This window comes from Cellulomonas iranensis NBRC 101100 = JCM 18110 (genome assembly GCF_001552375.1).
GTDB classification, from domain to species: Bacteria; Actinomycetota; Actinomycetes; order Actinomycetales; family Cellulomonadaceae; genus Cellulomonas; species Cellulomonas iranensis.
This window is the reverse complement of sequence record NZ_BCRB01000076.1, coordinates 1-19,111: the sequence shown is the minus strand read 5'-3', so window position 1 is coordinate 19,111 and position 19,111 is coordinate 1. Positions and strand designations below refer to the sequence as shown.

Here is a 19,111-nt window from a genome sequence, read left to right as displayed (position 1 = left end):
CCCCCGCGCCCCGCCCGGCGACCGGTGCGGGACCCGTGCCGGCGTCCGGCGGCGCCTGGGGCGCGGCGTCCGGTGCCGGGTCGACGGACGCCCGCGTCACGTCGCGACCGTCCGCACCGGTGCAGCCGCCCGCCGCGACGCGCCCCTGGGCGCAGCCCCCGGCGGCCTCGGCCCCGGGTGGTGCACCGACCCCACGTCAGGCGTCCGAGGGTCCGGCCTGGGCACGGGAGAGCGGCCCCGCGCCCGCGCCGACGTCCGGGGGGCCGAGCTGGGCGGCCGCGGCGGCCCCGTCGTCGGCCGCGTCGGCACGGCCGACCCCGTGGGGCGGCGGTGCTCCCGCGGCGGCTCCCCACGCGTCCCCCGTCCCCGCACCCGCACCCGGGCGGTCGTGGACCCCCGCGGCACCGGCCGAGGCGCCGCGGCCGGCGGCTGCCGAGGCAGCGGCTCCCGCGCTGAGCTCCTTCCAGACGGCCGCGCCGCAGCGCACCGACGCCGACGGGCGCGCGTGGCCCGCCGTCCAGGGCGCGGCCGACGCCGGGGGCACGACGTCCGGTGACGCGTGGCCGCGGCCGGCCGCGACCCCCACGCCCGCGGAGCGCGCGTCCGACGCACCCGCGGCCACGCCGTGGGGCTCGTCGCGCACCGCGTCGGCCGTCGCGCACGACGAGGACGAGGACCTCGACGAGGACGACGAGCCCACGACGCGCCGGCACCCCTACACGTGGCTGCACCTGCTGGTGCTCTCGCTCGTCGCGTTCGTGCTCGGCTTCCTCGCGATGCTGCTCTACATCCAGGCGAGCGGGAACGACGAGCCCGCCGCGGGCGCCGCCGTCCGCGTGGTCGACGGCGTCGTGGTGCACGACGGCTCCGGCCCTCTCTGACATCCGCCTCGCGTTCGGCGCCGCCCCGGCGACCGCGCGCACCGACACCACCCCGAGGAGCCCCGTGACCGCGAGCCCCCGTGCCGTCGAGCTGGCCCACGCGGCCGCGCGTGCGGCCTCCGACCTCAAGGCGCAGGAGATCATCGCGCTCGACGTGAGCGAGCAGCTCGTGCTCACCGACGTGTTCCTCATCGCGTCGGGGACGAACGAGCGCCAGGTCGGCGCGATCGTCGACGCCGTCGAGGAGGCGCTGCACACGCTGGGCGCGAAGCCCGTGCGCCGCGAGGGCAAGTCCCAGGGGCGCTGGGTGCTCATCGACTTCGGCGACGTGGTCGTCCACGTGCAGCACGCCGAGGACCGCGTGTACTACGCCCTCGAGCGGCTGTGGAAGGACTGCCCGGTCATCGAGCTGCCGCCCGAGGCGCGCGGCGAGCAGGCCGACGCATGACCCAGCAGCACCTCCTGCTGTGGCGGCACGGCCGCACCGCGTACAACTCCGCCGCGCGCCTGCAGGGCCAGGTCGACATCCCGCTCGACGAGGTCGGCCACTGGCAGGCGCGCACGGCGGCGTCGCGGCTCGCGCAGCGGGCGCGCCCCGCGCGCGTCGTGTCGTCGGACCTCACGCGTGCGGTCGAGACGGCGACCTACCTCACGCGCGCGCTCGACCTGCCCCTCGAGACCGACCCGCGGCTGCGCGAGCGGTCGTTCGGCGAGTGGGAGGGTCTGACGGGCGCGGAGATCGACGCGCGCTGGCCGGGGGAGTTCGGCGTGTGGCGCGCGGGGGGCGACCCGACGGGCGTCGGCGCGGAGACGCGCGCGGACCTCGCGGCGCGGCTCACGGGCGCGGTCGCGGACCAGCTCGAGCGGACGCCGGACGGCGGCGGCCTGGTGGTCGTGTCGCACGGCGCGGCGATCGGTGCGCTCGTGGCGGCGCTGCTGGGGCAGGACCCCGCGTGGCGCGGGGTCGGCGGGCTGCACAACGCGCACTGGGTCGAGCTCGTGCGCTCGGGCCCGGGCGTCGACCCGGCCTGGCGCCTCCTGGGCTTCAACGTGGGCCCGACGGACGCGTCGTCCGACTGGAACGCGGGCCCCGACCCGGAGCCGGCGGGGGACGACGACGACGCGGTCCGCGACCCGGACTGACGTCACACCCGTCGCCCCGGCGCCCGATTCGCTTTCGACGCTCGGATCGTCGTAAACTCTCCGGGCGCCCCTCGGGGCGACGGGGTCCTCTCGGGGACCACGGGGCTGTGGCGCAGCTGGTAGCGCACCTGCATGGCATGCAGGGGGTCAGGGGTTCGAGTCCCCTCAGCTCCACCGGAACGAAGGCACCGTCCAGGGATTTGGACGGTGCCTTCGTCGTTCCCGGTGCCGCCGTCGTTCGCGCGGCGCCGCGACGTCGACGACGTCGCACGCGGCACGCCCCTTGACCTCAACCTCTGTTGAGCACCGAGCATGGGGGCGTGAGCACCTCACCACCCCTGACCGACCGCCTGCCCGACACCCTGCTGCGCCACCTCACGCGCGTCACCGGCGACGAGAAGCACGACGCCGCCGCGCAGTCCACGCTCGACGTGCTGTGGGTCCTGCACGACCAGGTCCTGCGGCTCGACCCCTGGTCCGAGCGGGACCGGTTCCTGCTGTCCAAGGGGCACGGCCCGGCGTCGTACTACGCGGTCCTCGCGACCAAGGGTCTGATCCCCGCGTCGTGGCTCGACGACCTCGCGGGGGCCGGCTCGCCGCTGGGTCACCACCCGGACCGGCTGCTCGTGCCACCGGTGGAGATCTCGTCGGGCTCGCTCGGGCACGGCCTGCCGATCGCCGTGGGCCTCGCGCGGGGCCTGGACATCGCGGGAGCGCCCGGACGGGTCGTCGTGCTGGTCGGGGACGCCGAGCTGGACGAGGGCAGCAACCACGAGGCGATCGCCGTGGCCGGCCGCTGGGGGCTGGGCCGCCTCGCGTGCGTCGTCGTGGACAACGACTCGGCGACGCTCGGGTGGCCCGGCGGGATCGTCACGCGGTTCCAGGGCGAGGGCTGGACGGGCGCGGTCGTCGACACGGCCGACCACGACGCGCTGCGCGTGCACGGCGACCGGCCGCACGTGACCGTCGTCCGCACCGCTCGGAAGGGGGCGTGATGCGCGCCCGCTTCCACGCCACGATGGCGGACCTGCTGCGCACGGACGAGCGGACGGCGCTCGTCCTGGCGGACATCGGGCCGTTGGGCCTCGTCGCGGGCGAGCCGGCCGACGAGCGCGTCCTCAACGTCGGCATCCGCGAGCAGACCATGATCGGCGTCGCCGCGGGGCTCGCGCTCGCGGGGCTGCGGCCGTTCGTGCACAGCTACGCGCCGTTCCTCGTCGAGCGACCGTACGAGCAGGTCAAGCTCGACCTGTCGCACCAGGACCTCGGTGCGGTGCTCGTGTCCATCGGTGCGAGCTACGACGCCGCGAGCGAGGGCCGCACGCACCAGAGCCCGGCCGACGTGGCGCTGCTCAGCGCGCTGCCCGGCTGGCGCCTGCACACCCCGGGGCACCCCGACGAGGTCGAGACGCTGGTGCGTGCCGCGGCCCGTGCCGACGACCGGCAGTACGTCCGGCTGTCGTCGCAGGTGAACCCGCAGGCGTGGCCCGCCGACGGCGGGATCCACGTGGTCCGGCACGGGCGCGGGACGCTCGTGCTCGCGGTCGGGCCCGCGCTCGCGGCCACGCAGCAGGCGGTCGAGGGGCTCGGCGTGACGCTCGCGTACACGGCCACGCCGTTCCCGCTCGACCGCGGCACGCTGCGCGCGCTCGCCGAGCACCACGTGCGGGTCGTGGTCGTCGAGCCGTACCTCGAGGGGACGACCGCCCCCGAGGTGGCCGCCGCGCTGCGGGGGCGGCGGGTCGAGGTCGAGCACGTCGGCGTCGGGCGGGAGGAGCGGCGGACGTACGGCACGCCGGCCGACCACGCGCGCCTGCACGGGCTCGACGCGGCGGGGGTCCGCGCGCGCGTGCTGGGCGGCGGGGCCGCGGTCGGCTGACCGGCGAGCCGGCGACGGGAGGGCGGGGAGGGCGCGCGGCGTCCCGTGCGCCCTCCCGTCGCGCACGCGGACGGGGTGGTCAGAGGCCGACCTTCCGCGTAGGTTGATACGTATCAAGCCGCGCGTACCCACCGTCGGGCCGCGCGGTGCCCGTGGGCAGAGCCGCCCGCGCGCGATCGGGAGGACGACGATGCTGAAGGTCGGGATCATCGGTACCGGAGGGATCTCCGGCGCCCACCTGCAGGGGTACGGCCGCTTCGGCCGGGACTGCGAGGTGGTGGCGCTCTGCGACGTCCAGCCGGAGCGGGCGCACGCCCGGCGCGCCGAGTTCGGGCTCGACGGCGCCCGCGTCCACGACGACGCGCGCGCCATGCTCGCGGCCGAGGACCTCGACCTCGTCAGCATCGCGACACCGCCGGCGACCCACCGCGACCTCGCCGTCGCCGCGCTCGAGGCGGGCGTGCACGTGCTGGTCGAGAAGCCCATGGCGCCGTCGCTCGAGGACTGCGACGCCATGATCGCCGCCGCCGAGCGCGCGGGGCGGATCTGCTCGGTCGTCGCCCAGAACCGGTTCCGGGACGACATGGCGACTCTCAAGGCGGCGCTCGACTCCGGGCTGATCGGCTCGGTCTCGCACGCGCGGGTCGACTCGGCCTGGTGGCGCGGCCGGGCGTACTACGACCTCGACTGGCGCGGCACCTGGGCGTCGGAGGGCGGCGGCTGCACGCTCAACCACGCGATCCACCACCTCGACCTCACGCTGTGGCTGCTCGGCCGACCCCACGCGGTGACCGCGGTCCTCACCAACGCGCAGCACGACAACGCCGAGGTCGAGGACCTCTCGGTCGCCGTCCTGGCCTACGAGCGCGCGCTGGCCACGGTCACCGCGTCCGTCGTCCACCACGGCGAGGAGCAGGGCATCGTCGTCCAGGGCGAGCGGGCGCGGGTGTCGCAGCCGTGGAAGGTCGTCGCCGACGTCGCGGCACCCAACGGCTTCGGCGCGCCGGGTGGCGACCCGGAGCTGGTCGAGCGGCTCGAGGCCCTCGCGGCGGGGCTCCCGGCGCTGCCGCACCAGGGGCACACGGGCCAGATCGGCGACGTCCTCGCCGCCGTGCGCGACGGGCGCGCCCCGGCGATCGACGCGCAGGACGGCAGGAACGCCGTCGAGCTCGTCACGGCGATCTACGCCTCCGGCATCGAGCGCCGCACCGTGCCGCTGCCGATCCCGCCGGACGACCCCTACTACCGCGCCGGCACGCTCGTCGAGCGCGCGCCGCACTACTACGAGAAGACCGCGTCCGTCGCGGGCCTGCCCGGTGAGATCCGGGTCGGCGGCGCCGCAGCGGACGCCCGGTGACCGGGCGAGACCGAGGAGACACCATGAGCACCGTCAGCGGGGCCGCCTACGCCCCGGAGCCCGTGCCCGCGCCCGTCGTGGGGCCGGGCGAGTTCCCGTTCGCCGCGGTCGGGCTCGACCACGGCCACGTCTACGGCATGTGCGAGGGCCTGGTCGGCGCCGGGGGCACCCTGACCTGGGTGTGGGACCCCGACCCCGCCAAGGTCGAGCGGTTCCGGGCGCGCTTCCCGCAGGCGCGCGCGGCGCGCTCCGAGGACGAGGTGCTGGCCGACCCCGCCGTGCGGCTCGTGGCAGGGGCCGCCGTGCCGTCCGAGCGCTGCGCGCTGGGCCTGCGGGTCATCGCGGCGGGTAAGGACTACTTCACGGACAAGGCGCCGCTGACGACGCTGGACCAGCTGGCCGCGGCACGCGAGGCGACGGCCCGCACGGGCCTGAAGTACGCCGTCTACTACTCCGAGCGCATCCACGTCGAGGCAGCCGTGCTCGCCGGGCAGCTCGTCGAGCGGGGCGCGATCGGGCGCGTCGTGCAGGTGCTGGCGCTCGGGCCGCACCGGCTCGGGTCCGGCCGCCCGGACTGGTTCTTCGACCGTGCGCGGTACGGCGGCATCCTGTGCGACATCGGCAGCCACAACATGGAGCAGATGCTGCACTTCACCGGCGCCTCCGGCGGCACCGTCGTGAACGCCTCGATCGCCAACTACGCGAACCCGCTCACCCCCGGGCTCGACGACTTCGGCGACGCGAACGTCGTGCTCGACAACGGCGCGACCGGGTACTGCCGCGTGGACTGGTTCACGCCCGACGGCCTGCGCACCTGGGGCGACGGGCGCACGGTCCTGCTGGGCACGGACGGCTACATCGAGCTGCGCAAGTTCGTGAACGTCGGCACGGACGAGGGCCCGGGCCACGTGTTCCTCGTCGACGGGACGTCCGAGCACCACCTCGTCACGCGCGGCGACGTCGGGTACCCGTTCTTCGGCCTGCTGATCCGCGACTGCCTCGAGCGGACCGAGACCGCCATGACCCAGGAGCACGCGTTCGCGGCGGCCGAGCTGAGCATCCGCGCGCAGCTGGGCGCGCGCGACCTGACGCCGGGCCCGGGTCGCGGGACGGACCGGGCCGGGGCGTGACGCGATGACGGACGGGCCCGGGACGCCGGCGTCCCCGCTGACGTTCGCGATCGTGGGCTGCGGGAACATCGCGCGGACGCACGCACGGGCGCTCGCCGGCCTCGCGGTGCGCGGCGAAGCGGCGGCGCGCCTCGTCGCGTGCGTCGACGTCGTCGAGAGCCGGGCGCAGGCCCTCGCCGCCGAGCACGGCGCCCGGGCGCGGTCGTGGGACGACGTGCTGGCGGACCCCGCCGTCGACGCCGTCAGCGTCTGCACGCCCAGCGGCGGGCACGCCGCGCTCGCCGTGGCGGCGGTCGCCGCCGGCAAGCACGTGGTCGTCGAGAAGCCGGTCGACGTGACGCTCGCCGCGGCGCGGCACCTCGCCGCCGCGGCCCGCCGGTACGGACGGACCGTCGCGGTGGTCAGCCAGCACCGCTTCGACGACGCGACCACGCACGTCGAGCACCTCGTCGCGACGGGGGCGCTCGGCGTGCCCGTGCTCGTCGACGCGCGCGTGCCCTGGTGGCGCGACCCGGCCTACTACGCGGCGGACGCGTGGCGCGGCACGGTCGCCGGCGACGGCGGCGGTGCGCTCGTCAACCAGGCGATCCACACGGTCGACCTTATGCTCGCCACGGCCGGGCCCGTCGCGCGGGTCCAGGCGGCGGCGGCCACGCGGCTGCACGACATCGAGGTCGAGGACGTCGTGTGCGCGACCCTGACCTTCACCAGCGGCGCGCTCGGCACGCTCGCGGCGTCGACGGCTGTCGCGCCCGGGTTCCCCGCGCGCCTGGCGCTGCACGGCACCGCCGGGTCGGTCGTCGTCGAGGGGGACCGCGTCGTGGTCGACGCGCGGCTCGGCGAGGACCCGAGCCCGCGGGCCGCGGTGACCGCGGACGCGCTGGCCGTGGCCGGGGCCGGCAGCCGCACGGCCGAGCACGAGGTGGCGGGCGCCTGGGGCGTCGCGCACGAGCGCCAGCTCGCCGACGTCGTCCGCGCCGTGCGCGAGGGGCGACCGCCGCGCGTGGGTGTCGACGACGGGATCCGCGCGCTCGAGGTCGTCGACGCGGTCTACCGCTCGGCGCGCTCGGGGCTGCCCGTCGACCTGACCTGACCCGACCGGCCCGACCTGACGTCACCCGACCGCACCAGCACCCCCGGGGGCGCCCGGCCCGGGCCGCCGGGCGGCGACCGGGGTGGCGTCTCGTCCGCACTAGGGTGGCGGCAGCGGGGACGCGTGGTCCTCCGCGGGCCGCCGGGTGCGGGCCGGTCGGTGTCCGGGAGGTGACGGGGCGTGACGCGGCAGCCGACCAGCCGGGACGTCGCGCGGCTCGCGGGCGTCGCGCAGGCGACCGTGTCGCACGTGCTGACGGGTCGCGTCAACGTCGCGCCCGCGACGCGCGCCCGGGTGCTGCGGGCGATCGACGAGCTCGGGTACCGCCCGAACCTCGCGGCGCGGTCGATGCGCACGCGCCGGACCGGGCGGCTCGCGGTCGTCCTGGGCGTCGTCATGTACCGGGCGACCGACGTCCTGGCGGGGGCGGGCGCCGCCGCGCGGGAGGCGGGCTACGTGCTCGAGGTCCACGACGCCGGGCCGTCCGCGGCGTCGTGCACGGAACGGGTCGTCGAGCTCGCGCGCTCCGGGAGCTTCGAGGGCGTCGTCGTGTACGCGCCGGTCGAGGTGGACGCGGTCGTCGACGGCGCGCTCGCGTGCCCGGTGGTGGTGTCCGACGAGTTCGACGCGCGCACGCGCCCCGCGGGCTCGTTCACCGACGCGTCGGCGGTGCGCACCCTCGTGGAGCGGCTGGCGGACGCGGGCTACCGGCGGTTCCTGCACGTCGGCGGGCCGGCCGACCACGCGGCCGCGCGGTCGCGGCGCCGTGCCTACCTCGAGGCCGTCGACGCGCTCGGCCTGGAGTCGCTCGGTGCGGTCGAGGGCGACTGGGGCGGACGCGCCGGGTACGCCGCCGTCCGCGACCTGCCGGGGGCGGTCCGGCCGCTCGGCCTCGTCGCGGCCAACGACCTGCTGGCGGCCGGGGCGGTGCGCGCGGCCCGGGAGCGGGGCTGGGCGGTGCCGGGCGACCTGGGGGTGAGCGGGTGGGACGACATGGACATGGGGCGCTTCATGACCCCGTCGCTCACCACGGTGGCCGTGGACCGCGTCGGGATCGGCCGACGGGGCGTGCGGCGGCTGGTCGCCGAGATCGACGGGGCCGAGCCGGACCGGTCGGACGTCGGCGTGATGACGGTGGTCTGGCGTGAGTCCACGGGGGACGCCACGGCGTCGTGACCCGACGACGTGCGGTCGGGCGTGACCGTCGTGCTCGGTGCCGGGGCGTCGCAGACCCGGGCGTCAGCGCGAGTCACCGCGGCGTGCGCCCCCCGGACGCCCGCGCCGGGCGGGCGGCGGACACCTGGCCCCCCGCGACGGCACCGAGCCGCTGCGGTCCCGTCCCGTCGGCTCCCAGCACGTCCTCGGGGTTGAGCAGGTCGCACGAGCGCATCGCGAGGCACCCGCAGCCGATGCACCCGACGAGCTCCTTCTCGAGCCGCACGATCGCCTCGCGACGCTGCTCGAGCCGGACCTTCCACACGCGGGACACCCGCTGCCAGTCGGCGCGCGTCGGCTCGTGGTCCATCGGCAGGTCGCGGAACGCCTCGGCGACCTCGCCCAGCGGGATGCCGAGCCGCTTGGCGACCAGCACCAGCGAGATCCGCCGCAGCATGTGCCGCGGGTAGCGCCGCTGGTTCCCGGCCGTGCGCGACGACGCGATGAGCCCCTCGCGCTCGTAGAAGTGCAGGGCCGAGGGGGCGAGGCCGGTGCGCGCGCCGACCTCGCCCACCGTGAGCAGGTCGTCGGACCGCACAGCGTCTCCCGTCGTGGACGTCGAGCCGACCCTAGACCTCAACCACGGTCGAGGTTCAAGCCTCGCCGTCAGACGTCGCGGCGCGCGGACGCGCAGCCCGCGGCCAGGACGGCCGCCGCGACCCACGCGACGAGCACGAGACCCCCGCCGACCGGACCGAGCACCGGGTCGCGGCCCGGCAGGTACAGCAGCGACCCCGCGCGGTCGGGCAGCCAGCGCGCGTGCTCGGTGACCGCCGCCACCAGCGGGGAGACGACGAGCAGGAGCGTGAGCGTCGCGACGAGCGCACCGACGAGCGACCGGGTGAGCACGGTCACCGCGTGCGCGAGCAGGCCGACGAGCACGAGCGCCACGAGGGCCCCGAGCAGCGGGCGGACGCCGGACCTCGCGCCGGGGACGCCGTCGCCCGGCCCCCACGCCGCGGCAGCCGTGAGCGCGGCGGCGAGCCCCGCGCACGCGGTCAGCGCGGACGTCGCCGCGACGGCCAGCGACTGCGCCGCCAGGTGGCGCCACCGGGCGGGCGTGACCGTCAGGGTCGTGGCGATCTGGCGTCCGGCGTGCTCCGTGCCCGCCGCGAGGACGCCGACGAGCACCGTCGCGACCTGGAGGTACGGCACCGTCGCCAGCGCGAGGCCGCCCGCCGAGGCCCCCGCGGCGGCGGCCGCCGCGTGCGCCGCCGCGAGCGTGGCCGCCACGACGGGCGTCCCGAGGACCACCCCCACGACCGCGGGCAGCCCCCGCAGCTTGACGAGCTCGGCGGTCACGACGCGGGCGGGCGGCGCGCTCACGCGTCGCGCCGCGTGAGCACGAGACCCGCGGCAGCGAGGGCGCCCACGGCCCACGCCGCCATGACCAGGCCGCCGGCGAGCGGCGCGAGCGCGACACCGCCCGGCGGCTCCCAGTCGCGCGCGAACAGCGAGATCCCGGCCGCGTCGGGCAGGAACCGGGCCAGCGGCGTGAGGCGCCCGACGAGCAGCGAGAACGAGACCATCGAGCTGTTGACGACGAGCACCACGAGGGGCACGAGACCGCTGCGCGTGACGACCGTGACCGCGAGCGCGAGGAGGGCGGTGAGGACCCAGTAGACGGCGGTGCCCACGGTGCGCGCGACGGCGTCGTGCGGCGCGCCCACGTCCGGGACGTCACCGACGAGCTGGTGCGCGACCGCGAGGCACGCGGGCACCGTCACCGCGGCCACGAGGAGCACGAGCGCGGCGACGGCGAGCGCCTTCGCGACGAGCACGCGCCACGGCGACGGCGTGGTCGTGAGCGTCGTGGTGATCTGCCGGCCACCGCCGGCCTCGGTGCCGTTCGGCGTGTACTCGCTGCTCATCGCGACGACGCCCAGGACCACGGCGCCCACGGTGCCGAGCGGGACGGCCGAGAACGCCGCCTCGACGGCCGACGTGTAGCCCAGGGCGGCGCTGTCGCCGGCCGCGACGGCGTCGCGCACGCCCGCGGCGTTGAGCACCGTGACGCCCAGCGAGCCCAACGTCGCGACCGCGACCGCGACCCACGCCGCCGGCAGCGCCGCGAGCTTGCCGATCTCGGCGGTGAGCGTGCGCACGCCGCTCACCGCGTCGCCTCCGTCGTCGTCGTCAGCGCGAAGAACGCGTCCTCGAGCGACGCGTGCCCGGCGGTCACGTCGGTGAGGAGACCCGCCGCGACGACGCGTCCGCCGGCGAGCAGCACGACGTCGTCGGCGACGCCGGCCACCTCACCCATGAGGTGGCTCGACAGCAGCACCGTGCCACCGGCGTCCGCGTGCCCGCGCAGCAGCCCGCGGATCCACCGGATGCCCTCGGGGTCCAGGCCGTTGACCGGCTCGTCGAGCACCAGCGCGCGCGGCTCGCCCAGCAGCGCGGTCGCCAGGCCGAGCCGCTGCCCCATGCCGAGCGAGAACCGACCGACGCGCGTGCGGCCCGCGCCCGCGAGGCCGACCTGAGCGAGCACCTCGTCGACGCGGCGCTGCGGGACGCCGGCCGCGCGCGCCACCCACGACAGGTGGTTGCGCGCGGTGCGCGAGCGGTGCGCACCGGGTCCGTCGAGCATCGACCCGACCGTGCGCAGCGGGTCGCGCAACGCCCGGTACGGCCTCCCGTCGACCAGCGCCGTGCCGGCCGTCGCGCGGTCGAGCCCGAGCAGGATCCGCAGGGTCGAAGACTTGCCGGCGCCGTTCGGGCCGAGGAACGCGGTGACGCGCCCGGGCAGCGCATGGAACGTGACGTCGTGGAGCACCTGGTGCGGTCCGTGCCGCTTGGCGAGACCCGTGATCGAGAGCATGCGGCCATGCCACCAGGCGGGCTCACGGGGGCGCATCGGCCCCCGGCCCGGGCCGCGGACGGCCTCGCGGGACCCCGGTCCCTCAGACCCCGGTCCGATCCGCACGCACGTCCGGGTCCCTACGCTGCCGGACATGGACACCGACCGGCCGATCTGGCGCTCCCGGGCCTGGACCGCGGTGGCAGCCGCCGTCGGGGTCGTGGCGCTCGTCTTCGCGACCGTCGGGGTGGAGGGACCCGGATCGGTCGCGGTCGCCTGGACCCTCGCGATCACCGTGGTCGGGGGCGCGACGCTCTCGGCGTCCCTGCGGCTGCGCGACGAGCGGCGGCGGTACGAGGACGAGCTCGCCGGGTGGGCGGCCGAGCGCGCCGCGCAGGCCGAGCGGCTGCGGATCGCGCGGGACCTGCACGACCTCGCGTCGCACGGCCTGGGGCTCATCACGCTGCGGGCCGCCGCAGCGCGCAGCGTCCCGGGCGAGGCCGGCGCGGTCGAGCGGGAGCGTGCGCTCGCGGACATCGAGCACGCCTCGCGGCAGACCACCGACGAGCTGCGACGCATGCTCACGGTGCTGCGCTCGCCCGGTCCCGCGCCGTTGCGCCCGGCGGACACGCTCGCCGACCTCCCCGAGGTCGTCGAGGCCGCCGCCGCGGGCGTGGCCGCCCCGACGCTCGAGGTCGACCTGGACCGTCTCGGCGACGTCGCGCCGCTCGCTGAGCTCACGGTGTGCGCCGTCGTCCGCGAGGCGCTCCAGAACACGGTCCGGCACGCCGGGCCGACCGCCGTCTCCGTCGTGGTGCGTCGCGAGGCTGACGACCTCGTCGCGGACGTGCACGACGCGGGCCCCGAGGTCGGCTGGGAGCCGCGACCCGGTGCCGGTCACGGGCTCGCGGGTCTGCGGGAGCGGGTCGCCGCCGCGGGCGGCTCGTTGACCGCGGGGCCGCACGGCGACGGCTGGGCGGTGCGTGCGCGGGTGCCCGCCGGGGGTGCGGCGTGACCGGCACGGCGGTCGAGGGCGTCGCGCACGACGACCCGCCCGGGCACGACGGCGTCGCGGTGCCGGACGTCCGTGTGCTCGTCGTCGACGACCAGCCGCTGCTGCGCCACAGCCTGCGTGTCCTCGTCGGCGGCGCGCCGGGCACGGTCGTCGTCGGCGAGGCCGCGACCGGCTCCGAGGCCGTCGCCCGGGCGCACGCGCTCGTGCCCGACGTCGTGCTCATGGACATCCGCATGCCGGGCGGCGACGGCATCGAGGCGACGCGTCGCATCACGACCTCGCCCGCGCTCGCGGGCACGCGCGTGCTCGTGCTGAGCATGTTCGAGCTCGACGAGTACGTGTACGGCGCGCTGCGCGCGGGCGCGAGCGGGTTCCTGCTCAAGGACGCGCACCCCGAGCAGCTGCTCGACGCCGTGCGGCGCACGCACGCGGGGGACGCGCTGTTCGCTCCCGCGATCCTCGCGCGGCTCGTCGAGCACTACGTCGACCGGCCGGCCGCACGGCCCGCGCGCAGCCTGGCCGCGCTGACGCCGCGCGAGACCGAGGTGCTCGCGCACGTCGCGCGCGGGCTGTCGAACGACGAGGTCGCCGCCGCGCTGGTGATCTCGGTCAAGACCGTGAAGACGCACGTCGGCAACCTGCTGGCGAAGCTGCACGCCCGCGACCGCGCCCAGCTCGTCATCGCGGCCTACGAGTCGGGGCTCGTCGGGGTGGCCTGACCGCGGTGGTCGCGGGTCGCGGTGGCCGCACGTGCCGGTCGGCGACCCGCCTCGGCCCGTGTGGGTGCCGGGCGCTAGCGTCGCGTCACCGACGGGAGAGGTGGGGCGCGTGGTCGAGGACGGTGCGGCAGGAGCGGTCGAGGACCGGCACGTGCCGGGCGGTGCTGCCGCGGTCGCGACGGTGGTGCTCCCGGGCGACGGCGCCGTGCTTGTGGACGTCACGGGGCCCGCCGACGCCGTCACGGGTGTCGCCGCGACCCCCGGCACGCCGTTCCACCTGTGCTCCGTGGCCAAGACGGTGGCCGCGGTCGTCGTGCTGCGCCTCGCGGCGCGCGGCGTGCTCGGCCTGCACGACGACGTGCGCGCGCTCGTCCCCGTCGAGGTGCCGGGGGAGACCGGGCCGACGCCCTGGCAGCTGCTCGCGCACCGGGGTCGGGGCTTCCAGGGGCAGGTGCGCTGGTACCCCCGCTCGCGCGGTGCGGCAGCGGTGCTGGTCAACTGCGAGCCGGGCGTCGCGCAGACCGGCTCGGTGGTGGGGCGGCGCCTCGTGGCGCTCGCCGCGGCGCACGGCTGGGCGTGACACCCCGGTGCCGCATGCGTCCGGGTCGCCGTGCTGTCGCGCCGCCGTCAGCGCAGGTCGCGCGACGACATCACGCGGTCCACGGCGAGGCGCAGCACGACGCGCTCGACGCCCGCGCGCGGCGGGCGGTACCGCTCGGCGTACCGGCGCAGGGCCTCGTCGAGCTCGCCGGGGTCGTCGGTGACGGTCACGGTGCCCTCGAGCGTGAGCCAGCGCCGGCCGTCGACCTGGCACAGCGCCGCGCGCGCGGGGCCGCCCCGGCCGTCCCCGCGGCGCGCGTTCGCGGCCTTGACGGTCGCGGGCCCGGTCGTGGTCCGTGCGACGCCCGCCGCCGCGTCCCACGTGAACGCCACGGGCACGACGTGCGGCGTGCCGTCGGCGCGCGGGGTCGTGAGCGTCGCGAGGTGGCGTTCGGTGACGAACGCCAGCTGGGGTGCGGTGAGGGCGTGCACCGCCCGAGCGTACGGCGGACCGACCGGTGGGTCCCCTCGACCCCGGCGGCCGCCCGCGCGGGATCCGCGGCCCGGGTGAAGCGCCATCACGGGGTCGCGCGGGCCTCCAGCACGTGCAGGTCGCGCAGCGCGTAGCGCAGGTGCTCCCACTCCTCCTCGAGGATCGTGTGCAGGCACGCGAGCACGGTCTCGGGGTGGTCGGGCGCCCAGGGGTTGCGGCGGACGCCCGTGAGGTCGTCGGCGGTGACCGTCGCGAGGTGCTCGCGGACGAGTCGCTGACGGTCCGCGCGGGCCGCCAGCACGTCGGCGTACGGCGGGGTGCCCGGGTCGAAGACCGCGGGGTCGTGGCCGTCGGCGGCGTACTCGACGTTCGGCTGGCCGATCGGGTGGTACGGGTCGTCGACCTCCAGGACGGCGCGCCGCAGCCACGTGTCGGTGGCCATGACGAGGTGGCGCAGCGTCTGCGCGAACGACCACTCGCCGTCCACCGCGAGGTCGACGGACCCGGGCGGCAGCGCCGCGGCGCGCGCGAGCGCGGCGGCCCACGCGGCCTCGACCGTGGCCCACGCCTCGCGGAGCCCGTCCGGCGTGCCGGCGGAGCGCAGCGCCCGGCCCGGGAAGCGGCGGTCGAGCTCGGCGTCGACGTGCGGCGCGACGTCGACGCCGTTGACGAGCAGCCGGGTCCGGCCGTCGAGCAGCCACGGCGCGTCGATGTCCGCGCCGCCGATCTGCACGCCGCGCATGACGGCGCTGCTGAGGTCGCTGCGCACGAACCGTGCGCCGCGCAGGTCGCGGTCGACGAACGACTCGACGTGCCGGTGGGCGTCCCCCGTGGCCTCGGTCATGCTGCCGACTCTGGCACGGGCCCGGGCCCCTGTCCTGCCCGCGGCGCGCCTGCGCACGCCGCGCCCGTCGGGTGGTCCGTCGCGTGGCGCCCGGCCGGGCTCAGCCGGGCGTGTCCCCGTCGAGCGGGGGCGTGAGGCGTCCCTCGGGGTCCAGCCGGCCGAGCATCGCTCGCGTGATGGTCTCGAGCTCGGCGACCTGCGCGGGCGTGAGCGCGTCGACCACCAGCTCGCGCGCGGTCCGCACGTGACCGGGCGCGGACGCGACGACGAGGTCCCAGCCCGCCGGCGTCAGGTGGGCGTTGGTGGCGCGGCGGTCGTCCGCGCAGGGGGCGCGCCGTACGAGGCCGCGGTCCTCGAGCCTCTTGACGACGTGCGACAGGCGGGGGAGCGTGGCGTTGGTGCGCTGCGCGAGCGCCGACATCCGCAGCACGTGGTCGGGTGCCTCCGAGAGCATCGCGAGCACCTGGTACTCGAAGTGCGTGAGGGTCGCGTCCCGCTGGAGCTGGGAGTCGAGCTGCGCGGGCAGGAGCTCGGCGACGGCGACGAGGCCGAGCCACGCGCGCAGCTCGGCGGGGGAGAGCCAGGGGGTCGACGTGGTCACGGCGGCGATCCTACCGGAAAGTTGACGCGACAACTACAGAGGTCTACGTTGGTTGCACCAACAAGTTTTCGGGAGGTCGACATGAGCACGGTCACGGTCATCGGCGCGGGCAGCATGGGTGCGGCGATCGCGGGCCTCGCGGCCCGGGCGGGCACGCAGGTCCAGGTGCTGGCGCGCGACGCCGCGCAGGCCGCGCAGACCGCTCCGGCGGGCGCGGCGAGCGGCGCCCTCGGCGACGCGGTCACGGGCGACGTCGTCGTCCTGGCGCTGCCCTACCCCGCCGTGGGCGAGGTGCTCGCCACCTACCGCGACCAGCTCGCGGGGCGCGTCGTCGTCGACATCACCAACCCGCTCGACTTCACGACGTTCGACTCGCTCGTCGTGCCCGCGGGCTCGTCCGCGGCGGCGGAGATCGCCGCGCAGCTGCCCGGCGCCCACGTCCTCAAGGCGTTCAACACGACGTTCGCCGCGACGCTCGCGACCGGCACCGTCGGCGACGTGCCGACGACCGTGCTCGTCGCGGGCGACGACGCCGACGCCAAGGCTGCGTTCACGCAGGCCTTCGGCGGTGCCGTGCGCGTCGTCGACGCGGGTGCGCTCGCGCGGGCCCACGAGCTCGAGGCGCTCGGGTTCCTGCAGCTCACGCTCGCCGTCCGCGAGACCATCGGCTGGACCGGCGGGTTCGCGCTGGTCTGACCGGCCGCTCAGCCGCGGTGGTCGAGCCGCCGGACGGGCACGCCCAGGATCGTCGTCTCGGGCGGTGCGAGCGTGTCCAGCCCCTCGGGCACCGGCGGGAAACCGCCGGTCGGCACCGCACCGACCCACACGCGCCACGTCCCGTCGACGTGGTGCACCGCACCGGGTGCGACCAGCGTCGCGTCGCCCGCCGCCGCGAGCTGCGCGGCGAGCGGCGCGGTCGCACCCGGGGGCACGAAGCCCACGATGACGTTGCGCCACACCAGGACCAGCCGGCCGTCCGCACCGCCCTCGACGCGCAGCCGCGCCGGGACCACCGCGGGGGCGGGGCGGTCGCCGAGGCCCAGCGCCTCCAGGATCGAGCGCTGCATCGCCGGGGCCTCGGCAGCGCTGAAGCCGTCCTCGACGTGCGCCGGCACCTCGGGCCGGCGGCGGAACAGGGCCACGCGCCCAGCATGCCACGTGGCCTCCGGCGCGCGTCCACGGCCGGAGCGCGCCCAGGTCGTGGCGCCCACCCGTCGGTCGCGACGGGCGCGAGTGGTGGGACGTCCCTTACCTTTGCCCCGTGAACGAACCGCAGATCGGGTCGGACGTCCCTCGCGGCGTCGTCAGCCACGAGGTACCGGAGCCGCTGCGCAACGACGTGCGCCTGCTGGGCGAGCTGCTGGGTCGCGTGCTGCGCGAGGCCGGCGGCGAGGACCTGCTCGCCGACGTCGAGCGCCTCCGCGAGCTCACCATCGCGTCGCACGGCGAGCCCGGGGGCGACGCCCTCGGCGCCGCCGAGGCGCTCGTCGCTGGCTTCACGCGCGAACGCGCCGAGCAGGTGGCGCGCGCCTTCACGTGCTACTTCCACCTCGCGAACCTCGCCGAGGAGTACCACCGCGTGCGGGTGCTGCGCGACCGCGAGTCGCGTCTCGCGCCGCACGAGCTCGCGCCCGACGACTCGCTGCCCGCCGCCTACCAGCAGCTCGCGGCCGAGATCGGCGAGGACGCGGCGCGCGAGCGCCTGCGCGGCCTCGAGTTCCGCCCGGTCTTCACGGCCCACCCGACCGAGGCGCGCCGGCGCGCCGTCGCCGGGTCGATCCGCCGCATCGCCGAGCTCGTCGCCGAGCGCGACACGCTGCACGTCGGCGGCACGTCGCTCGTCGAGAACGAGCGGCGCCTGCTGGCCGAGATCGACACGCTGTGGCGCACGTCGCCGCTGCGCGCGGCCAAGCCGACCGTCCTCGACGAGGTCGCGACCGTGCTGTCGATCTTCGACTCGACGCTCGCCGACGTGCTGCCGACCGTCTACCGCCGCCTCGATGACTGGCTGCTCGCAGGCGACGCCGGCACCACCGCGCCCGTCGTCGCGCCGTTCGCGCGGCTCGGCTCGTGGATCGGCGGCGACCGCGACGGCAACCCCAACGTCACCGCCGAGGTCACGCGCGCCGCCGCCGTGCTCGCCTCCGAGCACGCGCTCGACGCGCTCCTCGCCTCCGCGCGGCGCACCGCCGCGGCGCTCACGCTCGACGGCGTCGGCACCCCGGCGTCGCCCGAGCTCAGCGCCCTGTGGCAGCGGCAGCGGTCGCTTGCCGAGCAGATCGCCGCCAAGGCCGCCGACGACGCCCCCAACGAGCCGCACCGTCGCGCGCTGCTCGTCGTGATCGAGCGGATCGCCGCGACCCGCCGCCGCGACGCGGACCTCGCGTACGCGAACGCCGCCGAGCTCGAGGCCGACCTGCGCGTCGTGCAGTCCTCGCTCGAGGCCGCGGGCGCGCGTCGTGCCGCGTACGGCGACCTGCAGCGCCTGGTGTGGCAGGTGCAGACCTTCGGGTTCCACCTCGCCGAGCTCGAGGTGCGCCAGCACTCCCAGGTGCACGCGGCCGCGCTCGCGGACATCGAGGCCAACGGCGTCGACGGCGAGCTCGCCCCCATGACCGTCGAGGTGCTCGACACGTTCCGGGCGCTCGGCACCGTGCAGCGCCGCTTCGGCGTCGCGGCGGCGCGCCGCTACATCGTGTCGTTCACGCAGTCGCCCGAGCACCTCGCGGCCGTGTACCGGCTCGCCGAGCTCGCGTTCGGCGGCGCCGAGCACGCGCCCGTCATCGACGCGATCCCGCTGTTCGAGACGTTCGCGGACCTCGAGAACAGCGTCGACATCCTCGAGGCGTCGCTGCAGCACCCGCGCGTGCAGGAGCGCCTGGCCGCCAACGGGCGCCGCGTCGAGGTCATGCTCGGGTACTCCGACTCGTCCAAGGACGTCGGACCGGTGTCCGCCACGCTCGCGCTCGACGACGCGCAGCGCCGCATCGCCCGCTGGGCGCGCGAGCACGACATCGTCCTCACGCTCTTCCACGGGCGCGGCGGCGCGCTCGGGCGCGGCGGCGGCCCCGCCAACCGCGCCGTCCTCGCGCAGCCCCCGGGCTCCGTCGACGGTCGCTTCAAGCTCACCGAGCAGGGCGAGGTCATCTTCGCCCGGTACGGCGACGCCGACATCGCGACGCGGCACATCGAGCAGGTCACGGCGGCGACCCTCCTCGCCGACGCGCCCAGCGTCGTGCGGCGCAACGACGACGCCGCCGAGCGGTTCGCCGACCTCGCCAAGCGCCTCGACGTCGCGTCGCGCGAGCGGTTCCACGGCCTCGTGCGCGCCGACGGGTTCCCGTCGTGGTTCGCGCAGGTCACGCCGCTCGAGGAGGTCGGCCTCCTGCCGATCGGCTCCC

At 76.9% G+C, this 19,111-nt stretch carries 21 protein-coding genes, 1 tRNA gene and 1 pseudogene; 15 read left to right on the top strand and 8 right to left on the bottom strand.

From position 1 onward, the window contains the following. From CS2_RS14330 to CS2_RS14285, 10 genes and pseudogenes are all read left to right on the top strand, one after another. Window positions 1-881: pseudogene (locus CS2_RS14330) on the top strand (hypothetical protein); the annotation flags it as partial. A 64-nt stretch (window positions 882-945) separates the two neighbouring features. Continuing rightward, complete coding sequence (gene rsfS / locus CS2_RS14325; protein WP_070320490.1) at window positions 946-1,329, top strand: ribosome silencing factor; 384 nt, start codon at window positions 946-948, stop codon at window positions 1,327-1,329. Beyond that, entirely contained in the window at window positions 1,326-2,024 is a 699-nt protein-coding gene (locus tag CS2_RS14320) for a histidine phosphatase family protein (protein ID WP_046528703.1), read from the top strand. Before rsfS ends, CS2_RS14320 begins: the two co-directional genes overlap by 4 nt. A gap of 101 nt (window positions 2,025-2,125) precedes the next feature. After that, window positions 2,126-2,198 (top strand) — tRNA-Ala (locus tag CS2_RS14315). Window positions 2,199-2,344: 146 nt separating this feature from the next. Next, complete coding sequence (locus tag CS2_RS14310) at window positions 2,345-3,019, top strand: thiamine pyrophosphate-binding protein (RefSeq protein WP_233421202.1); 675 nt, start codon at window positions 2,345-2,347, stop codon at window positions 3,017-3,019. Next, a complete protein-coding gene (locus CS2_RS14305) occupies window positions 3,019-3,903 on the top strand; it encodes a transketolase family protein (protein ID WP_070320494.1) in 885 nt (294 codons plus the stop codon). Before CS2_RS14310 ends, CS2_RS14305 begins: the two co-directional genes overlap by 1 nt. Window positions 3,904-4,093: 190 nt before the next feature. Beyond that, window positions 4,094-5,260, top strand: a complete 1,167-nt coding sequence (locus tag CS2_RS14300; RefSeq protein ID WP_070320489.1) for a Gfo/Idh/MocA family protein — start codon at window positions 4,094-4,096, stop codon at window positions 5,258-5,260. Between the two features lie 23 nt (window positions 5,261-5,283). Beyond that, a complete protein-coding gene (locus CS2_RS14295; RefSeq protein WP_070320488.1) occupies window positions 5,284-6,390 on the top strand; it encodes a Gfo/Idh/MocA family protein in 1,107 nt (368 codons plus the stop codon). A gap of 4 nt (window positions 6,391-6,394) precedes the next feature. Beyond that, window positions 6,395-7,483 (top strand): Gfo/Idh/MocA family protein, encoded by a 1,089-nt coding sequence (locus CS2_RS14290; protein ID WP_070320487.1) that lies wholly within the window; start codon window positions 6,395-6,397, stop codon window positions 7,481-7,483. A gap of 180 nt (window positions 7,484-7,663) precedes the next feature. Beyond that, window positions 7,664-8,659 (top strand): LacI family DNA-binding transcriptional regulator, encoded by a 996-nt coding sequence (locus CS2_RS14285; RefSeq protein ID WP_070320486.1) that lies wholly within the window; start codon window positions 7,664-7,666, stop codon window positions 8,657-8,659. A gap of 73 nt (window positions 8,660-8,732) precedes the next feature. Here the strand turns inward: CS2_RS14285 and soxR are convergent, their stop codons facing one another. The 4 genes from soxR to CS2_RS14265 all read right to left on the bottom strand — a co-directional run bounded on the left by soxR (window position 8,733) and on the right by CS2_RS14265 (window position 11,519). Further along, on the bottom strand, window positions 8,733-9,236 hold the full coding sequence (gene soxR, locus CS2_RS14280; RefSeq protein WP_134850737.1) for a redox-sensitive transcriptional activator SoxR: 504 nt from the start codon (window positions 9,234-9,236) through the stop codon (window positions 8,733-8,735). 68 nt (window positions 9,237-9,304) lie between these two features. After that, complete coding sequence (locus CS2_RS14275; protein ID WP_070320484.1) at window positions 9,305-10,024, bottom strand: hypothetical protein; 720 nt, start codon at window positions 10,022-10,024, stop codon at window positions 9,305-9,307. After that, window positions 10,021-10,803, bottom strand: coding sequence for an ABC transporter permease (locus CS2_RS14270; RefSeq protein WP_233421201.1), 783 nt, complete (start codon window positions 10,801-10,803; stop codon window positions 10,021-10,023). Before CS2_RS14270 ends, CS2_RS14275 begins: the two co-directional genes overlap by 4 nt. Window positions 10,804-10,808: 5 nt before the next feature. Beyond that, window positions 10,809-11,519, bottom strand: coding sequence for an ABC transporter ATP-binding protein (locus tag CS2_RS14265; protein ID WP_070320482.1), 711 nt, complete (start codon window positions 11,517-11,519; stop codon window positions 10,809-10,811). Window positions 11,520-11,652: 133 nt separating this feature from the next. Here CS2_RS14265 and CS2_RS14260 point away from each other — a divergent pair, with 133 nt between their 5' ends. The 3 genes from CS2_RS14260 (at window position 11,653) to CS2_RS14250 (ending at window position 13,812) form a co-directional block, all read left to right on the top strand. Continuing rightward, complete coding sequence (locus tag CS2_RS14260) at window positions 11,653-12,513, top strand: sensor histidine kinase (protein ID WP_070320481.1); 861 nt, start codon at window positions 11,653-11,655, stop codon at window positions 12,511-12,513. Continuing rightward, window positions 12,510-13,232 carry a response regulator gene (locus tag CS2_RS14255; protein ID WP_307416924.1) on the top strand — a complete coding sequence of 241 codons (723 nt, stop codon included), beginning with the start codon at window positions 12,510-12,512 and terminating at the stop codon, window positions 13,230-13,232. Before CS2_RS14260 ends, CS2_RS14255 begins: the two co-directional genes overlap by 4 nt. A 109-nt stretch (window positions 13,233-13,341) precedes the next feature. Beyond that, window positions 13,342-13,812 carry a serine hydrolase gene (locus CS2_RS14250; RefSeq protein WP_070320480.1) on the top strand — a complete coding sequence of 157 codons (471 nt, stop codon included), beginning with the start codon at window positions 13,342-13,344 and terminating at the stop codon, window positions 13,810-13,812. A 47-nt stretch (window positions 13,813-13,859) separates the two neighbouring features. On the opposite strand, the gene CS2_RS14245 is transcribed toward CS2_RS14250, so the two are convergent. The 3 genes from CS2_RS14245 to CS2_RS14235 form a co-directional block, all read right to left on the bottom strand. After that, entirely contained in the window at window positions 13,860-14,264 is a 405-nt protein-coding gene (locus tag CS2_RS14245) for a pyridoxamine 5'-phosphate oxidase family protein (protein WP_046528694.1), read from the bottom strand. Between the two features lie 86 nt (window positions 14,265-14,350). After that, entirely contained in the window at window positions 14,351-15,109 is a 759-nt protein-coding gene (locus CS2_RS14240) for a DinB family protein (RefSeq protein WP_070320479.1), read from the bottom strand. 100 nt (window positions 15,110-15,209) lie between these two features. Beyond that, window positions 15,210-15,710, bottom strand: a complete 501-nt coding sequence (locus CS2_RS14235; protein WP_070320478.1) for a MarR family winged helix-turn-helix transcriptional regulator — start codon at window positions 15,708-15,710, stop codon at window positions 15,210-15,212. Between the two features lie 81 nt (window positions 15,711-15,791). On the opposite strand from CS2_RS14235, the gene CS2_RS14230 reads away from it, so the two are divergent. Next, complete coding sequence (locus CS2_RS14230; RefSeq protein WP_046528691.1) at window positions 15,792-16,406, top strand: NADPH-dependent F420 reductase; 615 nt, start codon at window positions 15,792-15,794, stop codon at window positions 16,404-16,406. An 8-nt stretch (window positions 16,407-16,414) separates the two neighbouring features. Here CS2_RS14230 and CS2_RS14225 read toward each other — a convergent pair whose 3' ends face one another. Next, complete coding sequence (locus CS2_RS14225) at window positions 16,415-16,852, bottom strand: hypothetical protein (RefSeq protein ID WP_233421200.1); 438 nt, start codon at window positions 16,850-16,852, stop codon at window positions 16,415-16,417. Window positions 16,853-16,971: 119 nt separating this feature from the next. Here CS2_RS14225 and CS2_RS14220 point away from each other — a divergent pair. Beyond that, on the top strand, window positions 16,972-19,111 hold a 2,140-nt coding region (locus tag CS2_RS14220), incomplete at its 3' end, for a phosphoenolpyruvate carboxylase (RefSeq protein ID WP_070320477.1).